The following is a 21897-nucleotide window of genomic DNA, read 5'->3' on the forward strand; positions in this document are numbered from 1 at the left end:
TTGGCCGCCTGCCGCACCGGCAGCATGGCGCCGTGCGTCCCTTGCATAGGGAGTCCCCATGCTAGAGATCGGCATGATGGATCTGGGGCTCCTCATCGGTGAGGGGGAGCTGGCGGGGGAGATGGCGCTGCTGCTGGCCTCCACCCCCAAGATCTCCGAGTTTCTCAAACGCTCCCCGCTGCAGGGCAAGCTGCTGAAAAAACGCATCCAGAGCTGGAGCGAGCAGCTCGGCGAGGAGATGCGCCACAAGCCGGTGCCGGTGGCGCTGGAGCAGGAGTACCTGCTCTATCAGGCCCACAGATTGCTGTCCCTGCCCGAGCTGGTGGGGCGGCTGCCGGCCCTGCTTGAGGCGCTGGAGCAGCACAGCCCCTTCGCCGGGGATGCCCGCAGCCTGGTGCGCCAGATCATGGTGCAGCCGACCGAGGGGCTGCGTCAGCTGTTCGTGGAGAAGTGGCGGGCCAGCCTGGTGGGCAGCCTGCTGCAGTTGCAGCAGCAGATCGCCGAGGCGGAGCGGGAGAAGCAGCGCCAGGAGATAGAGGATCAGCTGCTGGCGAACCGGACCCTGGCCGATGCCCTGGATCCGCACCAGATCTCCGCCGGGGGGCTCTGGGATCTGGCCCAGGGCAGCTGGCACAAGCGCAGCCTGGTGCTGGTGCAGCAATATGCCCGCATGTTGCAGCGCGAACCCCTGCTGGGGGAGATAGCGGCCCTGCTGGGGCGCAGCGAGCGGGATCGGCGGACCGACGCCCGGACGCTGCCCCCCGTGCCCATGCACGAGCTGGAAGAGGTGCAGACCGACGACGTGCCTGACGATCTGGTGGGGGTGCACCCGGCCAGCGATCTGATGCGCCTCTTGCCGAGCGAGGCGGTGATGCTGGCCCTGCCGGAGCTGGAGCTGGAGTTCTATCGCCGCTATCTGGAGCGGCGCCTGCTGAGCTATCAGTCGCGGGGCACCTTGCCGCGCCAGCGCCTGATGCAGCGCTCCCCGGAGCAGGGCGGGCAGGAGGTGCAGCCGCGGGGCCCCTTCATCGTCTGCGTCGATACCTCGGGCTCCATGGGGGGCTATCCGGAGGAGTGCGCCAAGGCGCTCTTCCTGGCCCTGCTCAAACTGGCGATGGACGAGAAGCGGGGCTGCTATCTAATGTTATTTTCCACCGAGGTGGCGACCCTGGAGATCACCGCAGACACCGGGCTGGACAAGGCGGAGCGCTTCCTCTCCATGAGTTTCCACGGCGGCACCGATCTGGTGCCCTGCCTCGAGCAGGCGCTGGTGCAGCTGGATCAACCGGATTTTGCCAGGGCGGACGTGCTGGTGATCTCCGACTTCATCGCCCAGAGCCTGCCCCATGCCCTGCTCGATCGGATGAACCGGCGGCGAACACAGCAGACCCGCTTCCACGCCGTCGCCATGTCCAGGCATGCCAAGTCGGCCATCTTGCGGGTGTTCGACAACAGCTGGTTGCTGGACTGCGGTCTGCGGGGCCGCCTGCTCAGGCGCTGGCAACGCGGCTAGGGGCGGGCTGGCGCCGCTCCGGTGTCAGATGTCGACCCTGTGGTAGAGGCCCCGTTCGCTGATCTGATCCTGATCCAGCAGCGGCTGGCCGCTCGGCCTGGCGATATAGAATCCCCGTTTGCCGCTGCGCTTGACCCTGTACATGGCCTGATCGGCCCGGGCCAGCGCGGTGCTGAAGTCATCCTGTGGCCGAATGGCCGCTATCCCCATGCTCATGCCCACGGCCGCCTCTCCATTGGGCAGCTCGAACGGGGTGGTAATGGTGTCGACACATTGACGGGCCAGGTGGCTGGTGCGGGGATCCTCGCTCGGCCAGGGCAGCAGCAGCACGAACTCATCCCCCCCGAGCCGACCCAGCCTGACCTCCTCGCCGCAGCAGTGACGCAGCCGCTGGCTGAGGGCCACCAGCAGCTCGTCCCCGGCGCGGTGGCCCAGGTTGTCGTTCACCTGCTTGAAGTCATCGAGATCGATGAAGCAGATCGCCTGGTATTCCTGCGGGAACTGGCGGTGCAGGGCGGTGCGATTGAGCAGGCCGGTGAGGGGATCCCGGTGGGCGAGCTGGGCCAGCTGCTGCTCGTACTCCTTCTCGTGGGTGATGTCGATATGGGTGCCCATCACCCGGATGGGGTTGCCCTGGGCATCCCGCTCCACCACCCGGCCGCGATCCAGCACCCAGGTGGTCTTGCCATCCTTGGCGATCATCCGGTGCATCACCTGATAGAAGGGGCTCTTGCCCTCCAGGTGGTCGAAGAAGGCCTGCAGCACCCGCTCCCTGTCTTCCGGGTGCAGGTGCTCGCGCCAGATGTCGAAGTGGGCAGACAGCTCCTTGGGCTGATAGCCGAGCATGGATCCCCAGCGCCGGTTGAAGATGATGAGCTTGCCGGTGGGCACATGGTTCTGCCAGATGCACAGGCCGGTGCCGTCCATGGCGGCATCCAGCTTCTCCCGTGCGTCATCCGCGATGCGTTTGAGGCGCTCGTTCTCCAGCAACAACCTGTCGTAAGCCTCCCGCAGCTCCTCGTAGGTCATTCATCATCCCTTCCCTTGTGTCAGTTCGCTTATAGTCGATGCAGACTTTCCTTCTGTAAAGAATGAGATAGCAGGATTGAGCGCTGACAGGGCAATGCATGCCGTGGCTGTGCGCCCATGGCAAGGAGGGATATGATTGAGGCGGCGGGCACGGCGTCCGGGCCATCGAACGGGGAGACTGAATCAGCATGAAGATCCTGATGGGCGTTAGCCTGCTGTTATGGCTGGGAGTGACACCCGCCTTCGCGGTGTCTCCCCGGCTGACCGAGCCCGCGCTGTCCCGGGAGTTGCAGCAGCTGGAGGATGATACCCCGCCCCTGCAGGTGTTTCGCGACCGTGTCGCCGCCCTGGTTGCCCATGTCGATGCCTATCCGCCGGAGGTGCAGGGTCGCATCGCCCGGTTGCAGTGCTGGGCCCAGCCGAGCGAGCGGGACGAGGAGTTCCTGCGCGCCGTGCAGTTTGCCGATCGGGCGCTGGCAGAGGTGAAGAGCCGCAAGGACAGGGTCGCCGAGAGCGGTCTGCTCGCCTGTCGCGGTTATCATCAGCAGTTGCTCGGCAACATGGACGAGGCGCGGCAGGATTACGACGCAGCCCTGACCCTGGCGCGCAGACTGGGGGATGAGCGGCAACGGGCCGACATCCTCAACCTGCGGGGGGAGATGTACTCCTACCAGGGGGAGCTGGCCGAGGGGCTGATGGAGCTTATCGATGCCCATCGCCGCTACGAGGCCCTAGGGTTGGAGAACAAGGGGCGGGAGGTGCTGGCCAGGATCGCCAATGCCTATCGCCGGATGGGGCTCTTCGAGCGGGCCGAGGGCTACTTCCAGGAGCTGGAGCACGACTACCGGACATTGGGGGATCAGGAGCGGCTGGTGGATATCCACACCCAGCAGGGGCTGCTCTATGTGGACACGGGCGAGTACGACAAGGCGCTGCCCCTGATGGTGGAGGCCGAGCGCTACTATGAGGCGCAGCGGCAGGACGGGGTGCTGGCCTGGAGCAGGATAGAGCTGGCCACCATCCTGCTCAGGCAGGGCAAGACGGCGCAAGCCATGGCCAAGCTGGAGCAGGCCGCCACCTTGCTGCAGCAGGGGGAGGGGGCGGACAGCGTCACCCTGGGCCACTGGCACATCGTCATGGCCACCGCGCTGGATGCCATGGGCAAGCCGGCCGAGGCGCTGCGGCACCTGGACGAGGCCGAGCCGATTTTTGCCCGGGAGCAGAACCTGCGCTTCCTCGCCTGGGTACACGAGGTACGCGCCCGGGTGCTGGAGCATCAGGGGCGGATCGGGGAGGCCCTGGCCAGCCTCAAGGCCTTCGTGCAGACCCGTCATGCACTGGATCAGCGGCTGCGGGAGCAGCGGGCCCTGCAGATGCGCTTCGAGTTCGATCTGGCGCGCAAGGAGCTGGAGAACCAGACCCTCAGATCCCAGCAGCAGTTGCAGGCGGAGAAGCTCAAGCAGTTGCAGGAGCGGCGCTACTGGCAATATCTGGTGGTGGCCCTGTCGCTGCTGATCATGGGGGTACTGGTGCTCCATCAGCGCAGCCGTACCCGCAAGATGCAGCACCTCGCCATGACGGACGAGCTGACCGGCATTCACAACCGGCGCCAGATCCAGGCCAAGGGGCGCAAATGGTTCGCCCAGGCGCGCGCGAGCGGCAAGCCCCTGTGCGTGCTGCTGCTGGACATAGATCACTTCAAGAAGGTCAACGACCAGCTCGGCCATCAGGTGGGGGATCAGGTGCTGACCGCCGTGGCCCAGTGCATCGAGGAGCAGGTGCGCAGCCTGGACAGGGTGGGGCGCAACGGCGGCGAGGAGTTTCTGGTGCTGCTGCCGGACACCGGTCTGGAGGAGGCGGCCGAGGTGGCGGAGCGGGTCAGGATTGCCGTCTCCCGCCTCGTCATCGAGGGGGTGCCTGAGGATCACCCCATCCACGTCAGCATAGGCTGTGCCGAGTACAGGGCAAAGGATGACAATCTCGGGGAGCTGATACGCCGGGCCGACGAGGCCATGTACGGCGCCAAGCTGGCGGGGCGCAACCGGGTGGTGAAGGCGGCCTGATCCCGAACCGCCCTCCAGCCCCTCATGCCGGGCTGGGTATTTTTCACTCGCGCGGGTATAATGTCGCGCAATTTTGCTTTGACTCAGGCGAGAAGGCCCATGTAACGCAGCGCTCCTCCTTTTTCCACCGGCGGGTTCCATGACCCGGCTGAGTGGCGTCGTTGTCTGCATGGGAGCCCTGATCCCAAGGTGCTGTCCCGCATTTATTCCCACGGTGGCTCCAGGCCGCCGCTCAATAGAAGAACGTCGAATTATGTCAGCTGAATTTCTGAGTGAAGTCTCCAAGAGACGCACTTTTGCGATCATCTCGCACCCGGATGCGGGTAAAACCACCATCACCGAAAAGGTCCTGCTGTTCGGACAGGCCATCCAGCGCGCCGGTACCGTCAAGGGCCGTGGCTCGGGTCAGCACGCCAAATCCGACTGGATGGAGATGGAGAAGCAGCGCGGTATCTCCATCACCACCTCAGTGATGCAGTTCCCCTATGCGGACTGCCTGGTCAACCTGCTCGACACCCCGGGTCACGAGGACTTCTCCGAAGATACCTACCGTACCCTCACCGCGGTCGACTGCTGCCTGATGGTCATCGATGCCGCCAAGGGCGTCGAAGACCGGACCCGCAAGCTGATGGAAGTGACCCGGCTGCGCGATACCCCCATCCTCACCTTCATGAACAAGCTGGACCGCGAAGTGCGCGATCCCATGGAAGTGATGGACGAGGTGGAGCGCGAGCTGAAGATCATGTGCGCCCCCATCACCTGGCCCATCGGCTGCGGCAAGTCCTTCAAGGGGGTCTACCACCTCTACAAGGACGAGACCTATCTGTATCAGACCGGTCAGGGCCACACCATCCAGGAGAAGCGGGTGGTCAAGGGGCTGAACAACCCGGAGCTGGACGCCGCCATAGGTGAAGATCTGGCCGCCCAGCTGCGCGGCGAACTGGAGCTGGTGCAGGGCGCCTCTCCCGAGTTCGATCACGAGGCCTTCATCGCGGGCGAGATGACGCCGGTCTTCTTCGGGACTGCACTGGGTAACTTCGGTGTCGACCACATGCTGGACGGCCTGACCGACTGGGCGCCGTCTCCGATGCCGCGCAAGGCAGAGAGCCGCGAAGTGGAAGCGACCGAGGAGAAGTTCTCCGGCTTCGTGTTCAAGATCCAGGCGAACATGGACCCGAAGCACCGGGACCGTATCGCCTTTATGCGCATCGTCTCCGGCACCTACTCCAAGGGCATGAAGATGCGCCACGTGCGCATCGGCAAGGACGTGAACATCTCCGACGCCGTCACCTTCATGGCCGGTGATCGGGAGCAGGCGGTCGAAGCCTGCGCCGGTGACATCATAGGGCTGCACAACCACGGCACCATCCAGATCGGCGACACCTTCACCCAGGGTGAGGATCTCAAGTTCACCGGCATCCCGAACTTCGCCCCCGAACTGTTCCGCCGCATCCGCCTGCGTGACCCCCTCAAGCAGAAGCAGTTGCTCAAGGGGCTGGTGCAGCTCTCCGAAGAGGGCGCGGTGCAGGTGTTCCGTCCGCTCATCAGCAACGATCTCATCGTCGGCGCCGTCGGTGTGCTGCAGTTCGATGTGGTGGTCTCGCGCCTGAAGAGCGAGTACAACGTCGAGGCCATCTACGAGGCGGTCAACGTCTCCACCGCCCGCTGGGTGGAAGGGACCGACGTCAAGAAGTTCGAGGAGTTCAAGCGCAAGAACGAGGTCAACCTGGCCCTCGATGGCGGTGACAACCTCACCTACATAGCCCCGACCATGGTCAACCTGCGCCTGGCCCAGGAGCGTCACCCGGACGTTCACTTCCGCCAGACCCGCGAGCACTGATCACCCCGCCCGCGCCCTGCGGGTGGCTGATGACAAGAGAGACCCCGCTTCGGCGGGGTCTTTTGTTATGTGCGCTGTCGGGAGGCTATCCCCATCCGGGGCTTGATGTGTGAATAAAAAGCACAGATAAGTGATTTAAATTTCATTTATGGAGATAGACATGTCCGTCACCCAACCCGTAGAGGCGCAGTTTACCGCCTACAATGCCCACGACATTGACGCCTTCCTGGCCTGCTTCGCCGAGGATTTCAAAGGCTATCGCATGCCGACCGAGACCCCGAGCACAGTCGGCAAGGGGGCGCTTCGGAGCTTCTATGCCGAGCACAGATTCAACAACCCGGCCTTGCGGGCCGAGCTGCTTTCCAGAACCCTGCTCGGCAACAAGGTGTTTGATCACGAGCTGATTTATGGCCTCTCCCCTGAGCCCATCGAGAGCGTGGCGGTGTTCGAGGTGAAGGACGGCCTTATCCAGACCGCCTGGTTCTATTTCCCCTCTTGATACGAATATCTAACTATTTCTCCATACGGCGCCAATATATGGTTCCTCTGGTCATGGGATGTCGGAAAAACTGCAATAAGGACATTGAATGCACATTATCCAGGCCACCCCGGATCATCTTGAAGAAATCAGTTGCCTGTTTGATGCCTATCGGCAGTTTTATGGGCAGGCGCCGGATCAGAGTGCCGCAACCGGGTTTATTGCCGAGCGCCTCGAGGCTGCCGATTCAGTCATCTTTCTTGCTCGCAATGAGATGGGTGAAAGCATCGGTTTTACCCAGCTTTACCCGGCATTCTCATCCGTTGCCATGAAGCGGATGTGGTATCTCAACGATCTCTTTGTCATCGAGTCAGCCCGCCAGCAGGGAGTAGCGCGGGCCCTGTTAAAACGGGTGGCAAGTTTTGCCAAAGAGACAGATGCGCTGACTGTAAAGCTGGCCACAGCCGTATCCAATCATCCTGCCAAATCGCTCTATGAATCAGAGGGATATCAGAAGGTCATCGCCTTTGATCACTACACCTAACGGGTTTAGGTGAGGCAGAGGGCACCGTTCATAGGCAACTTGTTTGCTCCCTTCTCCCCTCGCGGGAGAAGGGTTGGGGATGAGGGGGATAGGAGCTCACATTTACTCTGCTGGCATCAGCTCAAGCACCATGCAGATCTCGCAGGCGTCGTGGCCAGTACAGCCGAGGGGGCCAGGCAGGTGCTCGAAGCCCAGCGACTCGTAGAGGCTGGTGGCCTCGCGCAGATCGGCCGTGGTCTCCAGATAGCAGCGCCGATAGCCGAGCACTCGTGCCTCGGCCAGGGCCTGCAGCACCAGCCGCCGCCCCAGCCCCAGGCCGCGCAGGGCGGGCAGGAAGTACATCTTCTGCAGCTCGCAGGTTCCGGTTTCCCCCGCCAGGGGGGCTATGCCGCCCCCGCCGAGAATGGCGCCGTCCGGCCCCTCAAGCACCCAATATCGGCTCTGCTCCCCCTGATAGGTCTCGTGGAGGAAGTCGAGATTCGGGTCTGCCACCCCGTAGCCCTTGTCGGCGGTGAGGCCGTATTCGGCGGAGACGGCCCGGATCACGGCGGCGATGGCGGCATTGTCCTCAGGCGCTATGGGCCTGATGCGATAGCCCTGCTGGCGGCGGGCGCGGGAGAGGGCGCTGCGATAGAGGCGCATGCCGTCCCAGAGCCGCTCGCGCTCGGCGGGGGCGAGCTGGGCCAGGGTCTCGGCCATGGCCTCATCCATCTGCCGGTGCAGCTCCTCAAGCTGTGCCTGGCCCTGTCCGGTGAGGCTAGCCTGCTTGCTGCGCCCGTCCGAGGGGTGCGGCTGCCAGGTGATCAGCTCCCGCTCGGCGAGGCGGGCCAGGGGGCGGCTGGCATTGGATTTGTCGATGCGCAGCCGCTCGGCGAGCTGCTGGTTGGTGGCGGGGCCATTCTCCAGCTCGATGAGCAGGTGGGCCTCCAGGGGGCTCAGGGCCAGGGAGCCGCACTGCTGGGAGAGCATGCCGAGTTCGCGTACCAGTTCCCGTGACAGGGCGCGCAGGGGGCGGGGATCCATCTTGTGAGTGTCCTTCTGGTTGTTACCTGCAACCAATATAGCTAACAGGTTGTTGGTGGCAACCATTTTTCAGGGGCAGAAGGCGGGCACAAAAAAGGGCCCGGGAGAGGGGCCCAAACATTGGAAACCCGCGCCAGGGCGCGGATCCCATCCTTGGTCAGGAACAAGCTGGCCGGGCAACGGTAGCCCGGCCTGTGGATGACTCAGATCTGGCGGCTTGCACCAGCTCGGCCAGCATGGTGCCGGCCACGGCGCTGTCTCGGGGCGCGGCGCGGTTTATACCAATTCCGCCAGCATGGTGTCGGCATAGGGGACCAGGGCGTCGCCCTGTTTCACCTTGGCGAGGTAGTCCGGGTTGGCGATAAGGGGGCGGCCGATGGCGACGAGGTCGAAGCGGTCGGCGCGGATCGCCTCGGCGGCGCTCTCTGCCGTGTAGTTGCCGACCCCCACCAGGTGGCCGTCGTAGTGGGCGCGCAGGTAGTCGGAGGCGCGGCCATCCAGGTAGTCGAAGGTGAGACTGTCATCGAAGATGCCGAGGTGCACATAGGCCAGGGCACGCTGGTTCAGCTCTGCCAGCAGGTGGTCGAACACGGCGCGATCCCGTGCATCCCCTTCCAGGTGCACATAGGCGCCGGGGGAGAGACGCAGGCCCACCCGCTCGCTGCCGATGCGGGCGTTGATGGCGTCCACCACCTCCAGGGCGAAGCGGCTCATGTTCTCCGGAGTCTGGCCGTACTGGTCGGTGCGCAGGTTGCTGGAGTGGTGCAGGAACTGATCGATGAGGTAGCCGTTGGCACCGTGGATCTCCACCCCGTCAAAACCCGCCTCGATGGCGTTGGCGGCGGCCTGGGCGTAATCCTCGACCAGCTGGGCAATGTCGCTCTCGGTCAGGGCGCGGGGCACCTGATATACCAGTTCGCGCATGCGCGGCACCGTGCCCTCATGGGCGACCGCGGACGGTGCCAGCACCTCGCCCTGATGGAAGAAGGGGTGGGAGAGACGGCCCACGTGCCACAGCTGGGCGAAGATCTTGCCCCCCTTGGCGTGCACGGCGGCGGTGACCTGTTTCCAGCCGGCGATCTGCTCAGGGCTGTAGATGCCGGGGGTGTTGGGATAGCCCTGGCCGTCCGGGCGAATGATGGTGGCTTCGGAGATGATGAGGCCTATGTCGGCGCGGCGGCCATAGTAGGCGGCCATCTGCGCGGTCGGCACCAGTCCCGGGCCCGCCATGCAACGGGTGAGGGGAGCCATCATGAAGCGATTCGCGAGGGTGAGGGTGCCGTTGAGGCGGTAAGGTTGAAACAGGGTATCCATGCAGAGCGTCCTCGGGGGTGATTCTTGAATGGGCATTCAAGACGTTTTTTGGTTTGTACGCAAGTCTTTTTTGAGCAAGCATTCAACATGGATTGGTCTTGCCTGCCTGCTGGGGTAAACTTGCCGCCCTGTTCCCCGGTACGCCGGGCCCTTGCCAGCGGAGATCCCATGCGCAGTGCCGAATTTGATCGGGACCTTGTCCTGCGAAGCGCCATGGAGGCGTTTCGAGCCAGAGGCTATGCCAAGACCACCATGCAGGATCTGGTGGCGGCGACCGGGCTGCACCCGGGCAGTCTCTATGCCGCCTTTGGCAACAAGCGTGGGCTGCTGCTGGAGGCGGTCGATCACTATGTGCAGGAGAAGGGCGCTCTGCGCCGTCGCTGCTTCGATCAGCCGAGCCCGCTGGCCGGGCTGAAGGCCTTCTTCACCCAGCTGGTGGACGATGCCCTGCAGGGCTCCTGCCTGCTGACCCGCACCCTGATGGAGCTGGCGGAGCAGGACGAAGAGCTGCACCTGCGCTTCAAGGTCATCTATGGCGAGCTGGAAAGCGACTTGGCGCAGCTGCTGCGTCAGGCCAGCGAGCGGGGGGAGCTGGCCCCCGGGGGGGACATCCCCACCCTGACCGCCTTCTTGCAGGTCAACATCCAGGGGCTGGTGACCTTCGCCCAGTGCCACCCAGACCGCGCCCTGCTGGGGGGCGTCGTCGACCAGCTGATGGCGGCCCTGACCCCTCGCCGCTGAATCCTGGCCCTCTGGGCCTATATTTGTCCCCGGTGCTTGCCCCTGCCTGCCCCCTCTTCCATCTTGATGGTGAGGATATCGGCAGGAGGAAAGAGAATGACCAGGAAGGCAACGTCTCGGACGATACTGGCGCACTTCACCACGCCACAGCTCTCCATCGCGCAGCGATTCGCCGCCGGCAAGGCCCTGCGGGAACAGTTTCCTCGCGAAGCTCACTCCTGGCTGCCGCCCGCGCCCTATGACAGGGATCCCATCGCCGTGCTTAAGGCCCAGGCCACCACTCGCTTGAAGCAGCTGGTGCCGGTGCGCCATGCCAGGATGCAGGAGTCTCCCTTCGCCTTCCTGCGCGGGGGGGCCGCCATCATGGCGGGGGATCTCGTCGCCACCCCCCACTCCGGCCTCATGGTCCAGGCCTGTGGCGACATGCATGTCGCCAATATCGGCCTCTACGCGAGCGCCGAGCGCAACCTGGTGCTGGCCATCAACGACTTCGATGAGACCCACCTCGGCCCCTGGGAGTGGGATCTCAAGCGCCTGGCCGCCAGCGCCCTGGTGGCGGCCGAATACCTGGGGGCCGACGCCGCCCGCCAGCGGGAGGCGGCCAGGATGATAGCGACCGGTTACCGCACCAAGCTGCGGGAATACGGCAAGATGGGCTTTATGAGGGTCTGGTACGATCACATCGAACAGGCCTCGGTGCTCGACGCCTTCTCCGTCGATGCCCATCAGCGCGTCAAGGCCACCTTCGCCAAGGCCCGGGGTCGCAACCACCTGCAGGTGCTCGGCAAGATGACGGATCTGGTGGACGATCAGCACAGGATCCGCGAACTTCACCCCTTCGTCATCCGCGAGACCCACACCGAGGACGGGGAGCCAGTCTATGAGGTGCTCGGCGAGTTGCTGGAGGCCTATCTCGCCTCCCTGCCGGAGGACAGGCGTATCCTGCTGCGCCGCTACCGGGTCGTGGACGTGGCCCGCAAGGTGGTGGGGGTGGGCAGCGTGGGCACCCGCTGCTGGGTGATCCTGCTCACCGGCGCCGACGATGAGGACCCCCTCTTCCTGCAGGTCAAAGAGGCGCAACCCTCGGTGCTGGCCCCCTATTTCACCTCGGAAGACGACAGCGGCAACCAGGGGCGGCGGGTGGTGCGGGGGCAGCGGATGATCCAGGGATCGCCGGACATCTTCCTCGGCTGGTGCGAGCTCAGGGGCCGCCACTTCTACGTGCGCCAGCTGCGGGACATGAAGGGGGGCATCGACATCACCCCCGGCATGGTCAAGCCTCGCCACTTTGTCGAGTATTGCCAGCTGTGCGGCTGGGCCCTGGCGCTGGCCCATGCCAAGTCGGGGGATGCGGCCCAGATCGCCGGCTACCTCGGCAAGTCGGAGGTGATGGATGAGGCCATCGCCGACTTTGCCGTGGCCTATGGTCAGCGCACCCGGGAAGATCACGCCCTGCTGCTGGCCGCCATCGCCCGCGGGGAGCTGCCGGTCGCCTCAGAGGCGAGGTGAGCGCTTCCCCTCACCCTGGCCCTCTCCCGGAGGGAGAGGGAACCGATCGAGGAGCCGGTGGAGGCGAGGCTAGAAATAGCTGAAGTGCCAAAGTGCTGGAATCTTGGAATCTTGGAATCTTGGAATCTTGGAATCTTGGAATCTTGGAATCTTGGAATCTTGGAATCTTGGAATCTTGGAATCTTGGAATCTTGGAGTCTTGGAGCTTTGAAGCTTTCTTGTCTTGGCGTGTCGGTTGCCCCCGCTTTTCCACTGAGCGCCGATCCGCTCCCTTCTCCCCTTGCGGGAGAAGGGCTGGGGATGAGGGGGGAATCTAGTCACTGCAATGACAATCTGATAAACGCCAGCACCCCATCCATCCGCCCCAGCACCTCGTTGTTCCACACCCTGATCACCCGAAACCCTTCGCCATTGAGATAGGCCGTTCTGGCGTCATCCTGTTGTTGACCTTCCGGCTGGCTATGTTGCGAGCCGTCGACCTCGATCACCAGCCGCTGTTCCAGGCAGATGAAGTCCACTATGTAGGGCCCGACAGGAAACTGGCGGCGGAACTTGAGCCCCTCAAACCGGCGATTGCGAAGCTGGAACCAGAGCCTCTGTTCGGCCAGGGTCGCTTCGGCTCTCAGCCGCTTGGCAAAGGAGTGGGTCTTCATGGTGCATATCCAGAGCTGTTTGACCCTATTAGATATAGTCATTACTCGGTGGCGTACGGGTGGGCGGGAAGCTTTTCCCTCACCCTAGCCCTCTCCCAGAGGGAGAGGGAACCGATCGGGGAATCCTTGAAAGTGAAGATCACAAGGGGCCTCTAGTGCCAACACATTGAAGCCCTGGCATTTTGGGTCTTTGTCGCTTTGTCGCTTTGTCGCTTTGTCGCTTTGTCGCTTTGTCGCTTTGTCGCTTTGTCGCTTTGTCGCTTTGTCGCTTTGTCGCTTTGTCGCTTTGTCGCTTTGGCGTGTCTGCTGTCCCGATTCTTTCTATTTAACACCGATCTGCTCCCTTCTCCCCTCGCGGGAGAAGGGCTGGGGATGAGGGGGAGGAGCCGCCAGACGCAGAGGGCTCAAACCGGGCTCACCAACTCCTTCATCAGCTCTTTCAACCAGATCAAGGCCGGCTGCTGCGCATGGACCGGGTGCCAGACGCAGTTGAGATGATAATCCGGCACGTCTTCGGGCAGGGGCAGGCTTTTCAGCGGCCAGTGGTTGGCGAGCAGCTCGGCCACCATGCTCGGCAGCACCAGCAGGTGGTCGCTCTGGCTGACGATGGCTGCGGCGGACATATAGCTCTGGCTGTTGACCGAGATGGTGCGGCTGTGCCCCAGGCTCTGCAAATAGCGGTCGAGGCTCGCCTCCGAGGTGCCGAGCGGCGAGTGGAACACATGGGGCATCTCGATAAGCTGCTCGAGCGTGATGCGCTCCTCCTCCAGCTCCAGGGTGGCGCGCACCAGCCCGGCCAGCGGCTCGGTGAGCCAGGTCTCCTTGCCCAGATACCCCGGCACCTGCATGTACTCGTCAAAGCCCAGCACCAGGTCTATCTCGCCGCTCGCCAACTCCGCCTCCGGCAAGGTGTCGCGCAGTATGCGAATCTCTATGGTGACCCCGGGCGCCAGCCTCTTGAGGCGCTGGATGAGCGGCGGGATCAGCACGCACTCCACGTAGTCCGTGGTGCAGAGCACGAAGCGGCGCTTCGACTGGCGCGGCTCGAACAGCTCCTCCTCGCTGAGCTGCTGCTCCAGCAGCCGCAGCACCTGCTGCACCCCCAGATGCAGCCGCTGGGCCCGGGGCGTCGGCAGCATCCCCTGGGGCGTGCGCACCAGCAGCGGATCGTCAAAGAAGGCCCGCAGGCGATTGAGGGCATGGCTCATGGCGGGCTGGCTGATAAAGAGCGACTCGGCGGCGCGGGTCACACTCCCTTGTGTCATCAGGGCGTCAAGGGCGAGCAGCAGATTGAGGTCGAGCTGGTGCAGTTTCATGGGGGGATTATTCGCCGTGTTTATGGGACAATCCATCCTATTCATTTGATGGATGGGCACGCAACTTCTTACACTGCGACCCACTGTTATTTTTCCAGGGTTCCCAGATGAATCGGGGGCCTCAATCCATGCAAGGAGCCTTGCGATGAGCATCAAGACCATCAACTCCATTCCGGCCGCCGACGGCTTCACCATGCCCGCCGAGTGGGCGCACCAGCAGGCCGTCTGGATGATCTGGCCGTTCCGCCCGGACAACTGGCGCGTCGCCGGTCGCTTCGCGCAAGAAACCTTCGCCAAGGTGGCGGATGCCATCGGGCAAGCCACCCCGGTCTTTATGGGGGTGCCGGCCCAGTTTATGGAGCAGGCCCGCGCCATCATGCCCGCCCACGTCACCCTGGTGGAGATGGCCAGCGATGACTGCTGGGCCCGCGACACTGGCCCGACCGTGGTCACCAACGCCGCCGGCGAGTGCCGCGGCGTGGATTGGGGCTTCAACGCCTGGGGCGGCCACAAGGGCGGTCTCTACTACCCCTGGGATCAGGATGAAAAGGTGGCGGCCCAGATGCTGGAGCAGCACGGCATGGATCGCTACGCCGCGCCGCTCATTCTGGAAGGGGGCTCCATCCACGTGGACGGTGAAGGCACCTGCATGACCACCGCCGAGTGCCTGCTGAACGAAAACCGCAACCCGCACCTGAGCAAAGCGCAGATCGAAGCGTTGCTTCGCGACTATCTGGGTGTGAAGAGCTTTATCTGGCTGGACGAAGGCGTCTACATGGACGAGACCGACGGTCACATCGACAACATGTGCTGCTTCGTGCGCCCGGGTGAAGTGGCCCTGCACTGGACCGACGATGAGACTGATCCCCAGTACGCCCGCTCCCTGGCCGCCCTCAAGGTGCTGGAAGCGGCGGTGGACGCCAAGGGTCGCAAGCTCAAAATCTGGAAGCTGCCCCAGCCGGGCCCGCTCTACTGCACCGAGGAAGAGTCCGCCGGCGTCGAGAGCGGCAGCGGTGTGCCGCGCGAGGCAGAAGGCCGTCTGGCCGGCTCCTACGTGAACTTCCTTATCACCAACGATCGCATCGTCTACCCGCTGCTGGATGCAGCCACCGACGGCGAAGCCCAGCGCATTCTGGAAGAGATCTTCCCGGATCACACCGTGGTCGGCGTCCCGGCCCGCGAGATCCTGCTGGGCGGTGGCAATATCCACTGCATTACCCAGCAGATCCCGTCCGGCCAGTAAGAACCGGATGACGATCCTGCTGCGAGGCCGTGATCAAGGCTTATGTGCTGCTCGGAAGCCTCACGTATGTTTATACACTCCGGTTCCTGCGCTGCTCTTCACCTTGCTGACGGCCTCTCGCGACGGGTCGTAAACCGGTTCCGGTGAGTATTAAAAACCCCACGCCGTGGGGTTTTATCTCTTGATGGTGTGATGGTCGCAGGCGCCGATGCGGCGATCATCATGACAAACAGTCACCCTTTTACAGGAGATCCCCATGATCGAAGTGACCGAGGTTTCCATTGCCGAGCTGCGCGGTGCGCTCGAATCAGGCCGCACTACCGCGGTCGAACTGGTCGAGGCCTATCAGGTCCGGATCAAAGCCTATAACGGCCCCGAGACCGACACCCGCCTCAACGCCGTCGTGGTGCCCAACCCCGATGCGCTGAAAGAGGCGCAAGATTCCGATGCCCGCCGCGCCCGTGGCGAAACCCTGGGGCCGCTCGACGGTATTCCCTATACCGCCAAAGACAGCTATCTGGTCAAGGGGCTGACTGCCGCCTCCGGCAGCCCGGCTTTCAAGGATCTGGTGGCCCAGCGCGATGCCTTTACCGTGGAGCGGCTGCGCGCCGCCGGTGCCATCTGCCTCGGCAAAACCAATATGCCCCCCATGGCCAATGGCGGCATGCAGCGCGGCGTCTATGGCCGTGCCGAGAGCCCCTACAACGCCGACTACCTGACCGCGCCCTTCGCCTCCGGCTCCTCCAACGGCGCCGGTACCGCCACCGCGGCCAGCTTTGCCGCCTTTGGTCTGGCGGAAGAGACCTGGTCGAGCGGCCGGGGCCCGGCTTCCAACAACGGCCTCTGTGCCTACACTCCGTCCCGTGGCGTCATCTCGGTGCGCGGCAACTGGCCCCTGACCCCGACCATGGATGTGGTGGTGCCCTACGCCCGCACCATGGCAGATCTGCTGGAAGTGCTGGATGTGGTGGTGGCGGACGATGCCGACACCCGTGGCGATCTGTGGCGCATGCAGCCCTGGGTCAAGTTGCCCAAGGCCTCCGAGGTACGTCCGGCTTCCTATCTGGATCTGGCTGCCAAGAGTGATGCCCTCAAGGGCAAGCGCCTCGGCGTGCCGCGCATGTTTATCAACAAGGATGAACTGGCCGGCACCAGCGACAACCCCGGCATCGGCGGCCCGACCGGTCAGCGCATCCATACCCGCGACTCCGTGATTGCCCTGTGGGAGCAGGCCCGTCAGGCGCTGGAAGCCGCGGGCGCCGAAGTCATCGAAGTGGACTTCCCCCTGGTCTCCAACTGCGAAGGGGACAGACCCGGCGCGCCGACCGTGTTCAATCGCGGCATAGTCACCCCTGAGTTTCTCAACGACGAGCTGTGGGAGCTCTCCGGCTGGGCGTTCGACGACTTCCTGCGCGCCAACGGCGACCCCAAGTTGAACAAGCTGGCCGATGTGGATGGCCCCCAGATCTTCCCCCACGATCCGGGCACCTTGCCGAACCGCGAGGGGGATCTGGCGGCGGGCATGGACGAGTACGTCAATATGGCCAAGCGCGGCCTGAAATCCTGGGACGAGATCGCATCGGTGCCGGACGGCCTGCGCGGCCTTGAACAGACCCGCAAGCTGGACTTGGAGGACTGGATGGACGGGCTCAAGCTCGACGCCGTGCTGTTCCCGACCGTCGCCGACGTGGGCCCGGCCGATGCGGACGTGAATCCGGCTTCCGCCGATATCGCCTGGAGCAACGGCATCTGGGTCGCCAACGGCAACCTCGCCATTCGCCATCTCGGCGTGCCGACCGTCACCGTCCCCATGGGCATCATGGCCGATATCGGTATGCCGGTGGGTCTGACCTTCGCCGGTCGCGCCTATGACGACAACAACCTGCTGCGTGTCGCCTCGGCCTTCGAGTCCACCGGCAGCAAGCGCAGGGTGCCGCCGCGGACGCCGCCGTTGGCTTGATTGCTGTTGTGAGTTAAATTTCTTTGGATTTACCGGCAATAAGAAAAGCAAACCCATCCGTTATGCGGGTGGGTTTATTTATTGAGTGAAATCATAACCACGCAGATTACGAACCTTATTGGGATAAGATCTAAGCTAGTAAATGGTTGGAGCACAGCTTACTATAAGTCTTGAAATTATTTCTCATTGCAATGGTTTAAATATGACAAGAGCATCTGACAATATCTACTTTGTGAAGGAAGTTGATGAGATTGCGGAAAAGGCAATTGACGCATTCGGTCTATCATATGATAAAACTGCACCTGAAAATTTACATAATCCTTTGCTTAGATGGTGTGATTTCATTTTGCGTTATATACCAAATGCAACAAGGTATGTATATAAATCAGATAAATTCCCAGCCTTTATTCCGAAAGAGGCAGAGAAAGGCCTAAAGCGAATAGAGGAATTGTTTATTGCAGGTGGTGATGTAAATCCATATCAAAGTAAATCATTGACACTTTTCAATGATACTAGCAGTAAAAAAAAGAATAAAAGAACAGACATGTTATGGGCTGATTGGGGAATTCATCACCTACACCTACCATGTAATGCGGTCGCTCCTACTGAACAGTATTCAGAACGTTCAGAGTGGATTTTATTTCTAAGGGTATATAATGACGTAGTTCTTTTTATTGATGTGAAAAATCACAATAAAGGCATTGAACCTGAGTTATTTTCACAACAGGAATTAATAAAAACATTTATTCGTAACTGGCCTGAAGAAGCTGGTCTCTATGAAATGAAAGGTGTGATTGGATTAGCTAGGGATGAGCCTTTGACAGATTCTGGCATTGGCACGATGAGACGCAATGGTATCAACATTCCAATAGAAGTAAATGGAAAGGTTTATGCCCCATTGGGTATGGGGGTAACTACGGCTGCAACCTCTGCAAGGGTATCGTCATACCATAATAGAATATATCGCTATGCTAGGGACTTAGAGAATATAGTAATAGATGAAAAAAATGAGTTTATGAAGGAAATAAAAGAGCTTTCTATAAACAGACCAGATTTTAAAATAATGATGTTTGATGATGGTGGATTGGGTATTTATGAGGAAATGCTAAAAAAAGCTTGGAGATTCCCTCGCAAGCACTCTCAAACCCCTAACAATTTTTATTGCCTTTTTAATGACCTTTTAATGCCAGAATGGGCGGGGCCAGTGGTGGCCTCATATTGGAGGAATAACCCATGAAATCATCTTGTGTGAGGTTGCTATATTTTTTTATAAATTGTCAGCTATTCGAATAACTAAAGGCCGTAGGTTCGAATAGCGAAGCGTATTCGGACGATCGCGAAAGTAAGGGGGTTGAGGTGACGCTGATGTTCAGGGTTTCCTGCTTCTCTTGCTATCAGGATATTCGCGGTGAACGGACGATTACGCTACGCTAATCGTCCCTACATCAAGGCGGTGATGGCATGGACTGAGCCTTGAGAACTCTTTTCCCCGCATTGCCAACCGCCATGTTTGTCGTGACTCGCTGCTGATCTCTCCGACTTTCCCCAGACTTCACCTTGGCTTCACACAGCCTCATCTTTCCCTCACATATCCCTTCTATCTTCTGCCCACTGATAAATGGACCTGCTTGCCACAGGGATGGCGAGGGGTTGAAGAGAGGGGAGCAGAGGATGAAATCCTGGATCAAATACGGGTTGGCAGGGGCCTTGATACTGGTGGCGAGTTTCTGGGGCGGCAGCGTGCGGGCGACGGAGGCCTGTTCCACTCAAGGGGGCCCGTGCCCGCCTGTCTCCCAGTTCCCCTAATATCAGGCCAATGGCTGAATGCGCCGGGCTGATCCGTCAACGGAAGCGAAACAGCTCCCGGTGCAGCGGGGTGGCCAGATGGGCATCCAGGGTCTGGGCCATGGGCTCGGGGCCGCAGAACCACACCGGGGTGTGCTGGCGTTCACCCAGGGCGGCCAGATCCAGTCGACCGCGATCGGACTCCAGGTGCAGCCGGTAGTCGACCCCGGCCCGGCGGCACAGCTCGGCCAGATGAACGTGATAGGGGGCGGCCTCGGCGTTGGGGGCGCATTGCAGCAAGGTGGTGCCCGGGCGTGTCTCGCCACGGCGTACCAGGGCCTCCAGCCGGGCGACGAAGGGGGTGATGCCGATACCGGCGCCCACCCAGAGTGCGGGGGCCGGATCTGGCAGGGCGAAGGCACCATAGGGGCCGGTCACGGTGACGGCATCGCCGACCCTGAGGTGGCGGTGCAGCCAGCGGGTGTGATCCCCGAGGGCGCGCACCGACAGGGTCAGGGTGCGGCAGTCTGCCGAGACATCGACCAGGGTGTAGGGGTGAGGCTCGCCGCGCCCTGCGAAGTCAAAGAAGGCGAACTGCCCGGGGCGATAGCCGTGCAGGGGAGAGGCCAGGGCGACCCGGATCTCCAGGGTGCGTGCGTCCAGGGGGGTGAGGGTGCTGACCCTTCCCTGGTGGCGCGCGTCCCGGCCCACCCGGCCAAACAGGGAGTAGAGCGCCCCCAGGGCACCCACCCCGCCGCCGATGAGCAGGGTCAGGCCGACCGGGGTCAGGGCGCCGATGGGCGGCAGCAGGCAGAGTCCGTGCAGCCAGCCCATCAGATAGATGACCGGGGCCAGCCGGTGAACAACCTTGAAGCGCTCGTAGCGCACCACCGCAAGCAGGCTCACCACCACCAGGGCCAGCAGCAGATAGAAACCCCATTCCCCCAGGGTATTGCCGAGGCTGTGCCAGAGGGCATCGTTGCCAGCACCAGCACCAGCACCAGCACCAGCACCAGCACCAGCACCGCGGCGCGCCGGTCGGGTCAGCCAGTCGGCGGTGACGGCCCACTTGGGGGCCTCCACCAGCAGCCAGTGAGCCATCAGGGTGCCGGTGGCCCAGAGGGCACTGCTGCGATGCAGGTGCAACATGCGATCCAGCCCGCCGCACCAGGCCTCTAGCCTCGGCAGGCGCAGGGCGAGCAGCAGAGAGAGTGTCATGGCGCCGAGGCCAAGCAGGCCGGTCAGGATCAGCAGCTCGTGGCGCCAGGGCCAGAAGCTGGCGGGCCACTGGGTGAGGCTTGCGAGCCAGAGCAGGGTGAGAGTCAGGGGCAGGGCCCAGACGAGGGATGCGGGTTTCATGATGTCCTCCTTGTCCATGCCTCCATTGCACGCCCCCTTTGTGGCAAGAGTGTGCCCCTTTACTACCTCTTTTGTAGCAGGTTGTGGCAAAGGGTCGCCGGGTCAGAGGAAGAGGGTTGAACAGGAGGGCTCAGGAAGGAGCACGGTCGAAGAACGGAAGCCAACCCTTCATCCGAACCAGGATAGTGAGAAAGCGGAGGGCCCGCATGGCCGAGCTCCCCGCAGGATCCCGGTATCAGGGCTTGCGCCCCTTGCCGCCCTTGTTGCCCGCGAGGGCCTGCTTTCTGGCCTTCTGCTTCTGGGCCCCCTTGCCGCTGCGGCGGGGCTCGGGGTCGAAGCGGGTGAGATCCGGCTCAAAGCCCGGGAACCACTGCTGTGGCAAGCGGGTGTCGAGCACGGCTTCGACCTTCTCCAGCAGGGGCGCATCTTCCGGGCTGAACAGGGTCACGGCGAGCCCCTTGTTGCCGGCGCGGCCGGTGCGACCTATGCGGTGGACGTAATCCTCAGGCTGATGGGGGAACTCCAGGTTGATCACATGGTTGAGCTCGCTGATATCGAGGCCGCGAGCCGCCACGTCGGTGGCGACCAGGGCCTGCAGGGTGCCGGCGCGAAACTCCAGCAACACCTTCTCCCGGGCGCTTTGCGACAGATCGCCGTGGAAGGCGAGCGCATTGATGCCCGCCTTGCCGAGCTGCTGGGCCAGCTTGTCCGCCCCCTGGCGGGTGCGGCTGAAGATCAGGGCCGGTGCCCAGCCCTTCACGGTCAGCATGTGTTCGACCAGCGCCAGCTTGCGATCCCCATCCACCGCATAGACCCGCTGCTCCACCTCGGCGGCCGTGGTGTTGCGTGGTGCCACCTCGATCAGTGCCGGGTCGCGCAAGAGCACTCGGCTCAAGGCAAAGAGGTTGTCGTCGCAGGTGGCCGAAAACAGCAGGGTCTGGCGATCCGCCGGTATCTGTCTGAGCAGGGCCTTTATCTCGTCCATAAAGCCCATGTCGAGCATGCGGTCCGCCTCGTCGAACACCAGATGGCCAAGGCTTTCAAGGCTCAGGGCCCCCTGGCGAAGGTGATCGAGCAAGCGGCCCGGGGTGGCGATGAGCAGATCCACCCCATCTTTCAGCGCCTCCACCTGGGCGGCAATGCTGACCCCGCCGTAGACCAGGGCGCTGGTGAGGCCTGTGCCCTGACCGTAGCGCGCCACACTCTCGGCGACCTGCACCGCCAGCTCGCGGGTTGGCACCAGCACCAGGGCACGGATGGGGCGCGGGGCATCGCTTGCTGGCTGCTGCATCAGTTGCTCCAGCAGCGGCAGCACGAAGGCGGCGGTCTTGCCGGTGCCGGTCTGGGCCCCCGCCATCAGGTCCCGCCCCGCGAGAATCAGGGGGATGGCGCTGGCCTGAATGGGGGTCGGCGCGGCATAACCCAGCTCGCGCAAGGTCTGTTGCAGGCGGGGGGAGAGGGCCAGTTCGGCAAAGGAGGCAATGGACATAGGGCACCAGTGTGGGGTTATCGCGGCCAGGGCCGTGA

General features: G+C 62.7%; 17 protein-coding genes and 1 pseudogene. 11 read left to right on the plus strand and 7 right to left on the minus strand.

The features are described from left to right. The first annotated feature begins 58 nt into the window (after positions 1-58). Entirely contained in the window at positions 59-1513 is a 1455-nt protein-coding gene (viaA, locus tag AAHB08_RS11935) for an ATPase RavA stimulator ViaA (RefSeq protein WP_319914274.1), read from the plus strand. 24 nt (positions 1514-1537) lie between these two features. On the opposite strand, the gene AAHB08_RS11940 is transcribed toward viaA, so the two are convergent. After that, a complete protein-coding gene (locus tag AAHB08_RS11940) occupies positions 1538-2542 on the minus strand; it encodes a sensor domain-containing diguanylate cyclase (protein ID WP_342059026.1) in 1005 nt (334 codons plus the stop codon). A gap of 188 nt (positions 2543-2730) precedes the next feature. Here AAHB08_RS11940 and AAHB08_RS11945 point away from each other — a divergent pair, with 188 nt between their 5' ends. The 4 genes from AAHB08_RS11945 (at position 2731) to AAHB08_RS11960 (ending at position 7467) form a co-directional block, all read left to right on the plus strand. Then, positions 2731-4605 (plus strand): diguanylate cyclase, encoded by a 1875-nt coding sequence (locus AAHB08_RS11945; RefSeq protein WP_342059027.1) that lies wholly within the window; start codon positions 2731-2733, stop codon positions 4603-4605. Between the two features lie 250 nt (positions 4606-4855). Further along, positions 4856-6445, plus strand: coding sequence for a peptide chain release factor 3 (prfC, locus tag AAHB08_RS11950; RefSeq protein WP_342059051.1), 1590 nt, complete (start codon positions 4856-4858; stop codon positions 6443-6445). A gap of 160 nt (positions 6446-6605) precedes the next feature. Further along, positions 6606-6944 carry a nuclear transport factor 2 family protein gene (locus tag AAHB08_RS11955; protein WP_202047869.1) on the plus strand — a complete coding sequence of 113 codons (339 nt, stop codon included), beginning with the start codon at positions 6606-6608 and terminating at the stop codon, positions 6942-6944. A gap of 88 nt (positions 6945-7032) precedes the next feature. Then, entirely contained in the window at positions 7033-7467 is a 435-nt protein-coding gene (locus tag AAHB08_RS11960) for a GNAT family N-acetyltransferase (RefSeq protein WP_342059028.1), read from the plus strand. Positions 7468-7569: 102 nt separating this feature from the next. Here the strand turns inward: AAHB08_RS11960 and AAHB08_RS11965 are convergent, their stop codons facing one another. Continuing rightward, positions 7570-8490, minus strand: coding sequence for a MarR family transcriptional regulator (locus AAHB08_RS11965; protein WP_342059029.1), 921 nt, complete (start codon positions 8488-8490; stop codon positions 7570-7572). Positions 8491-8766: 276 nt separating this feature from the next. Then, positions 8767-9804, minus strand: coding sequence for an alkene reductase (locus AAHB08_RS11970; RefSeq protein ID WP_202047872.1), 1038 nt, complete (start codon positions 9802-9804; stop codon positions 8767-8769). Between the two features lie 168 nt (positions 9805-9972). Here AAHB08_RS11970 and AAHB08_RS11975 point away from each other — a divergent pair, with 168 nt between their 5' ends. Together AAHB08_RS11975 and AAHB08_RS11980 are read left to right on the plus strand one after the other, a co-directional pair. Beyond that, on the plus strand, positions 9973-10545 hold the full coding sequence (locus tag AAHB08_RS11975) for a TetR/AcrR family transcriptional regulator (RefSeq protein ID WP_202047873.1): 573 nt from the start codon (positions 9973-9975) through the stop codon (positions 10543-10545). Between the two features lie 96 nt (positions 10546-10641). Continuing rightward, positions 10642-12054, plus strand: coding sequence for a DUF2252 domain-containing protein (locus tag AAHB08_RS11980; protein ID WP_342059030.1), 1413 nt, complete (start codon positions 10642-10644; stop codon positions 12052-12054). Between the two features lie 317 nt (positions 12055-12371). On the opposite strand, the gene AAHB08_RS11985 is transcribed toward AAHB08_RS11980, so the two are convergent. Then, the gene (locus AAHB08_RS11985) at positions 12372-12707 is read right to left on the minus strand and encodes an endonuclease domain-containing protein (RefSeq protein ID WP_342059031.1); all 336 of its coding nucleotides are present in this window, start codon (positions 12705-12707) and stop codon (positions 12372-12374) included. A gap of 404 nt (positions 12708-13111) precedes the next feature. Beyond that, positions 13112-14023: a LysR family transcriptional regulator gene (locus tag AAHB08_RS11990; RefSeq protein WP_342059032.1), complete on the minus strand. Its 912-nt coding sequence runs from the start codon at positions 14021-14023 to the stop codon at positions 13112-13114. Between the two features lie 145 nt (positions 14024-14168). On the opposite strand from AAHB08_RS11990, the gene aguA reads away from it, so the two are divergent. The 4 genes and pseudogenes from aguA to AAHB08_RS21150 all read left to right on the plus strand — a co-directional run. After that, on the plus strand, positions 14169-15266 hold the full coding sequence (aguA, locus tag AAHB08_RS11995) for an agmatine deiminase (RefSeq protein WP_342059033.1): 1098 nt from the start codon (positions 14169-14171) through the stop codon (positions 15264-15266). Between the two features lie 256 nt (positions 15267-15522). Next, a complete protein-coding gene (locus AAHB08_RS12000) occupies positions 15523-17226 on the plus strand; it encodes an amidase (RefSeq protein ID WP_342059034.1) in 1704 nt (567 codons plus the stop codon). 142 nt (positions 17227-17368) lie between these two features. Then, on the plus strand, positions 17369-18463 hold the full coding sequence (locus AAHB08_RS12005) for a hypothetical protein (RefSeq protein ID WP_342059035.1): 1095 nt from the start codon (positions 17369-17371) through the stop codon (positions 18461-18463). Positions 18464-18897: 434 nt separating this feature from the next. Continuing rightward, positions 18898-18975 (plus strand): annotated as a pseudogene (locus AAHB08_RS21150) (subclass B2 metallo-beta-lactamase); the annotation flags it as partial. A 93-nt stretch (positions 18976-19068) separates the two neighbouring features. On the opposite strand, the gene AAHB08_RS12010 reads toward AAHB08_RS21150, so the two are convergent. After that, positions 19069-20388, minus strand: coding sequence for a ferredoxin reductase family protein (locus AAHB08_RS12010; RefSeq protein ID WP_342059036.1), 1320 nt, complete (start codon positions 20386-20388; stop codon positions 19069-19071). Positions 20389-20605: 217 nt separating this feature from the next. Then, entirely contained in the window at positions 20606-21859 is a 1254-nt protein-coding gene (locus tag AAHB08_RS12015) for a DEAD/DEAH box helicase (RefSeq protein ID WP_342059037.1), read from the minus strand. Positions 21860-21897: the final 38 nt, after the last annotated feature.

Origin of the sequence: Aeromonas sp. OTU364 (assembly GCF_038440395.1) — a bacterium.
Lineage (GTDB): Bacteria > Pseudomonadota > Gammaproteobacteria > Enterobacterales > Aeromonadaceae > Aeromonas.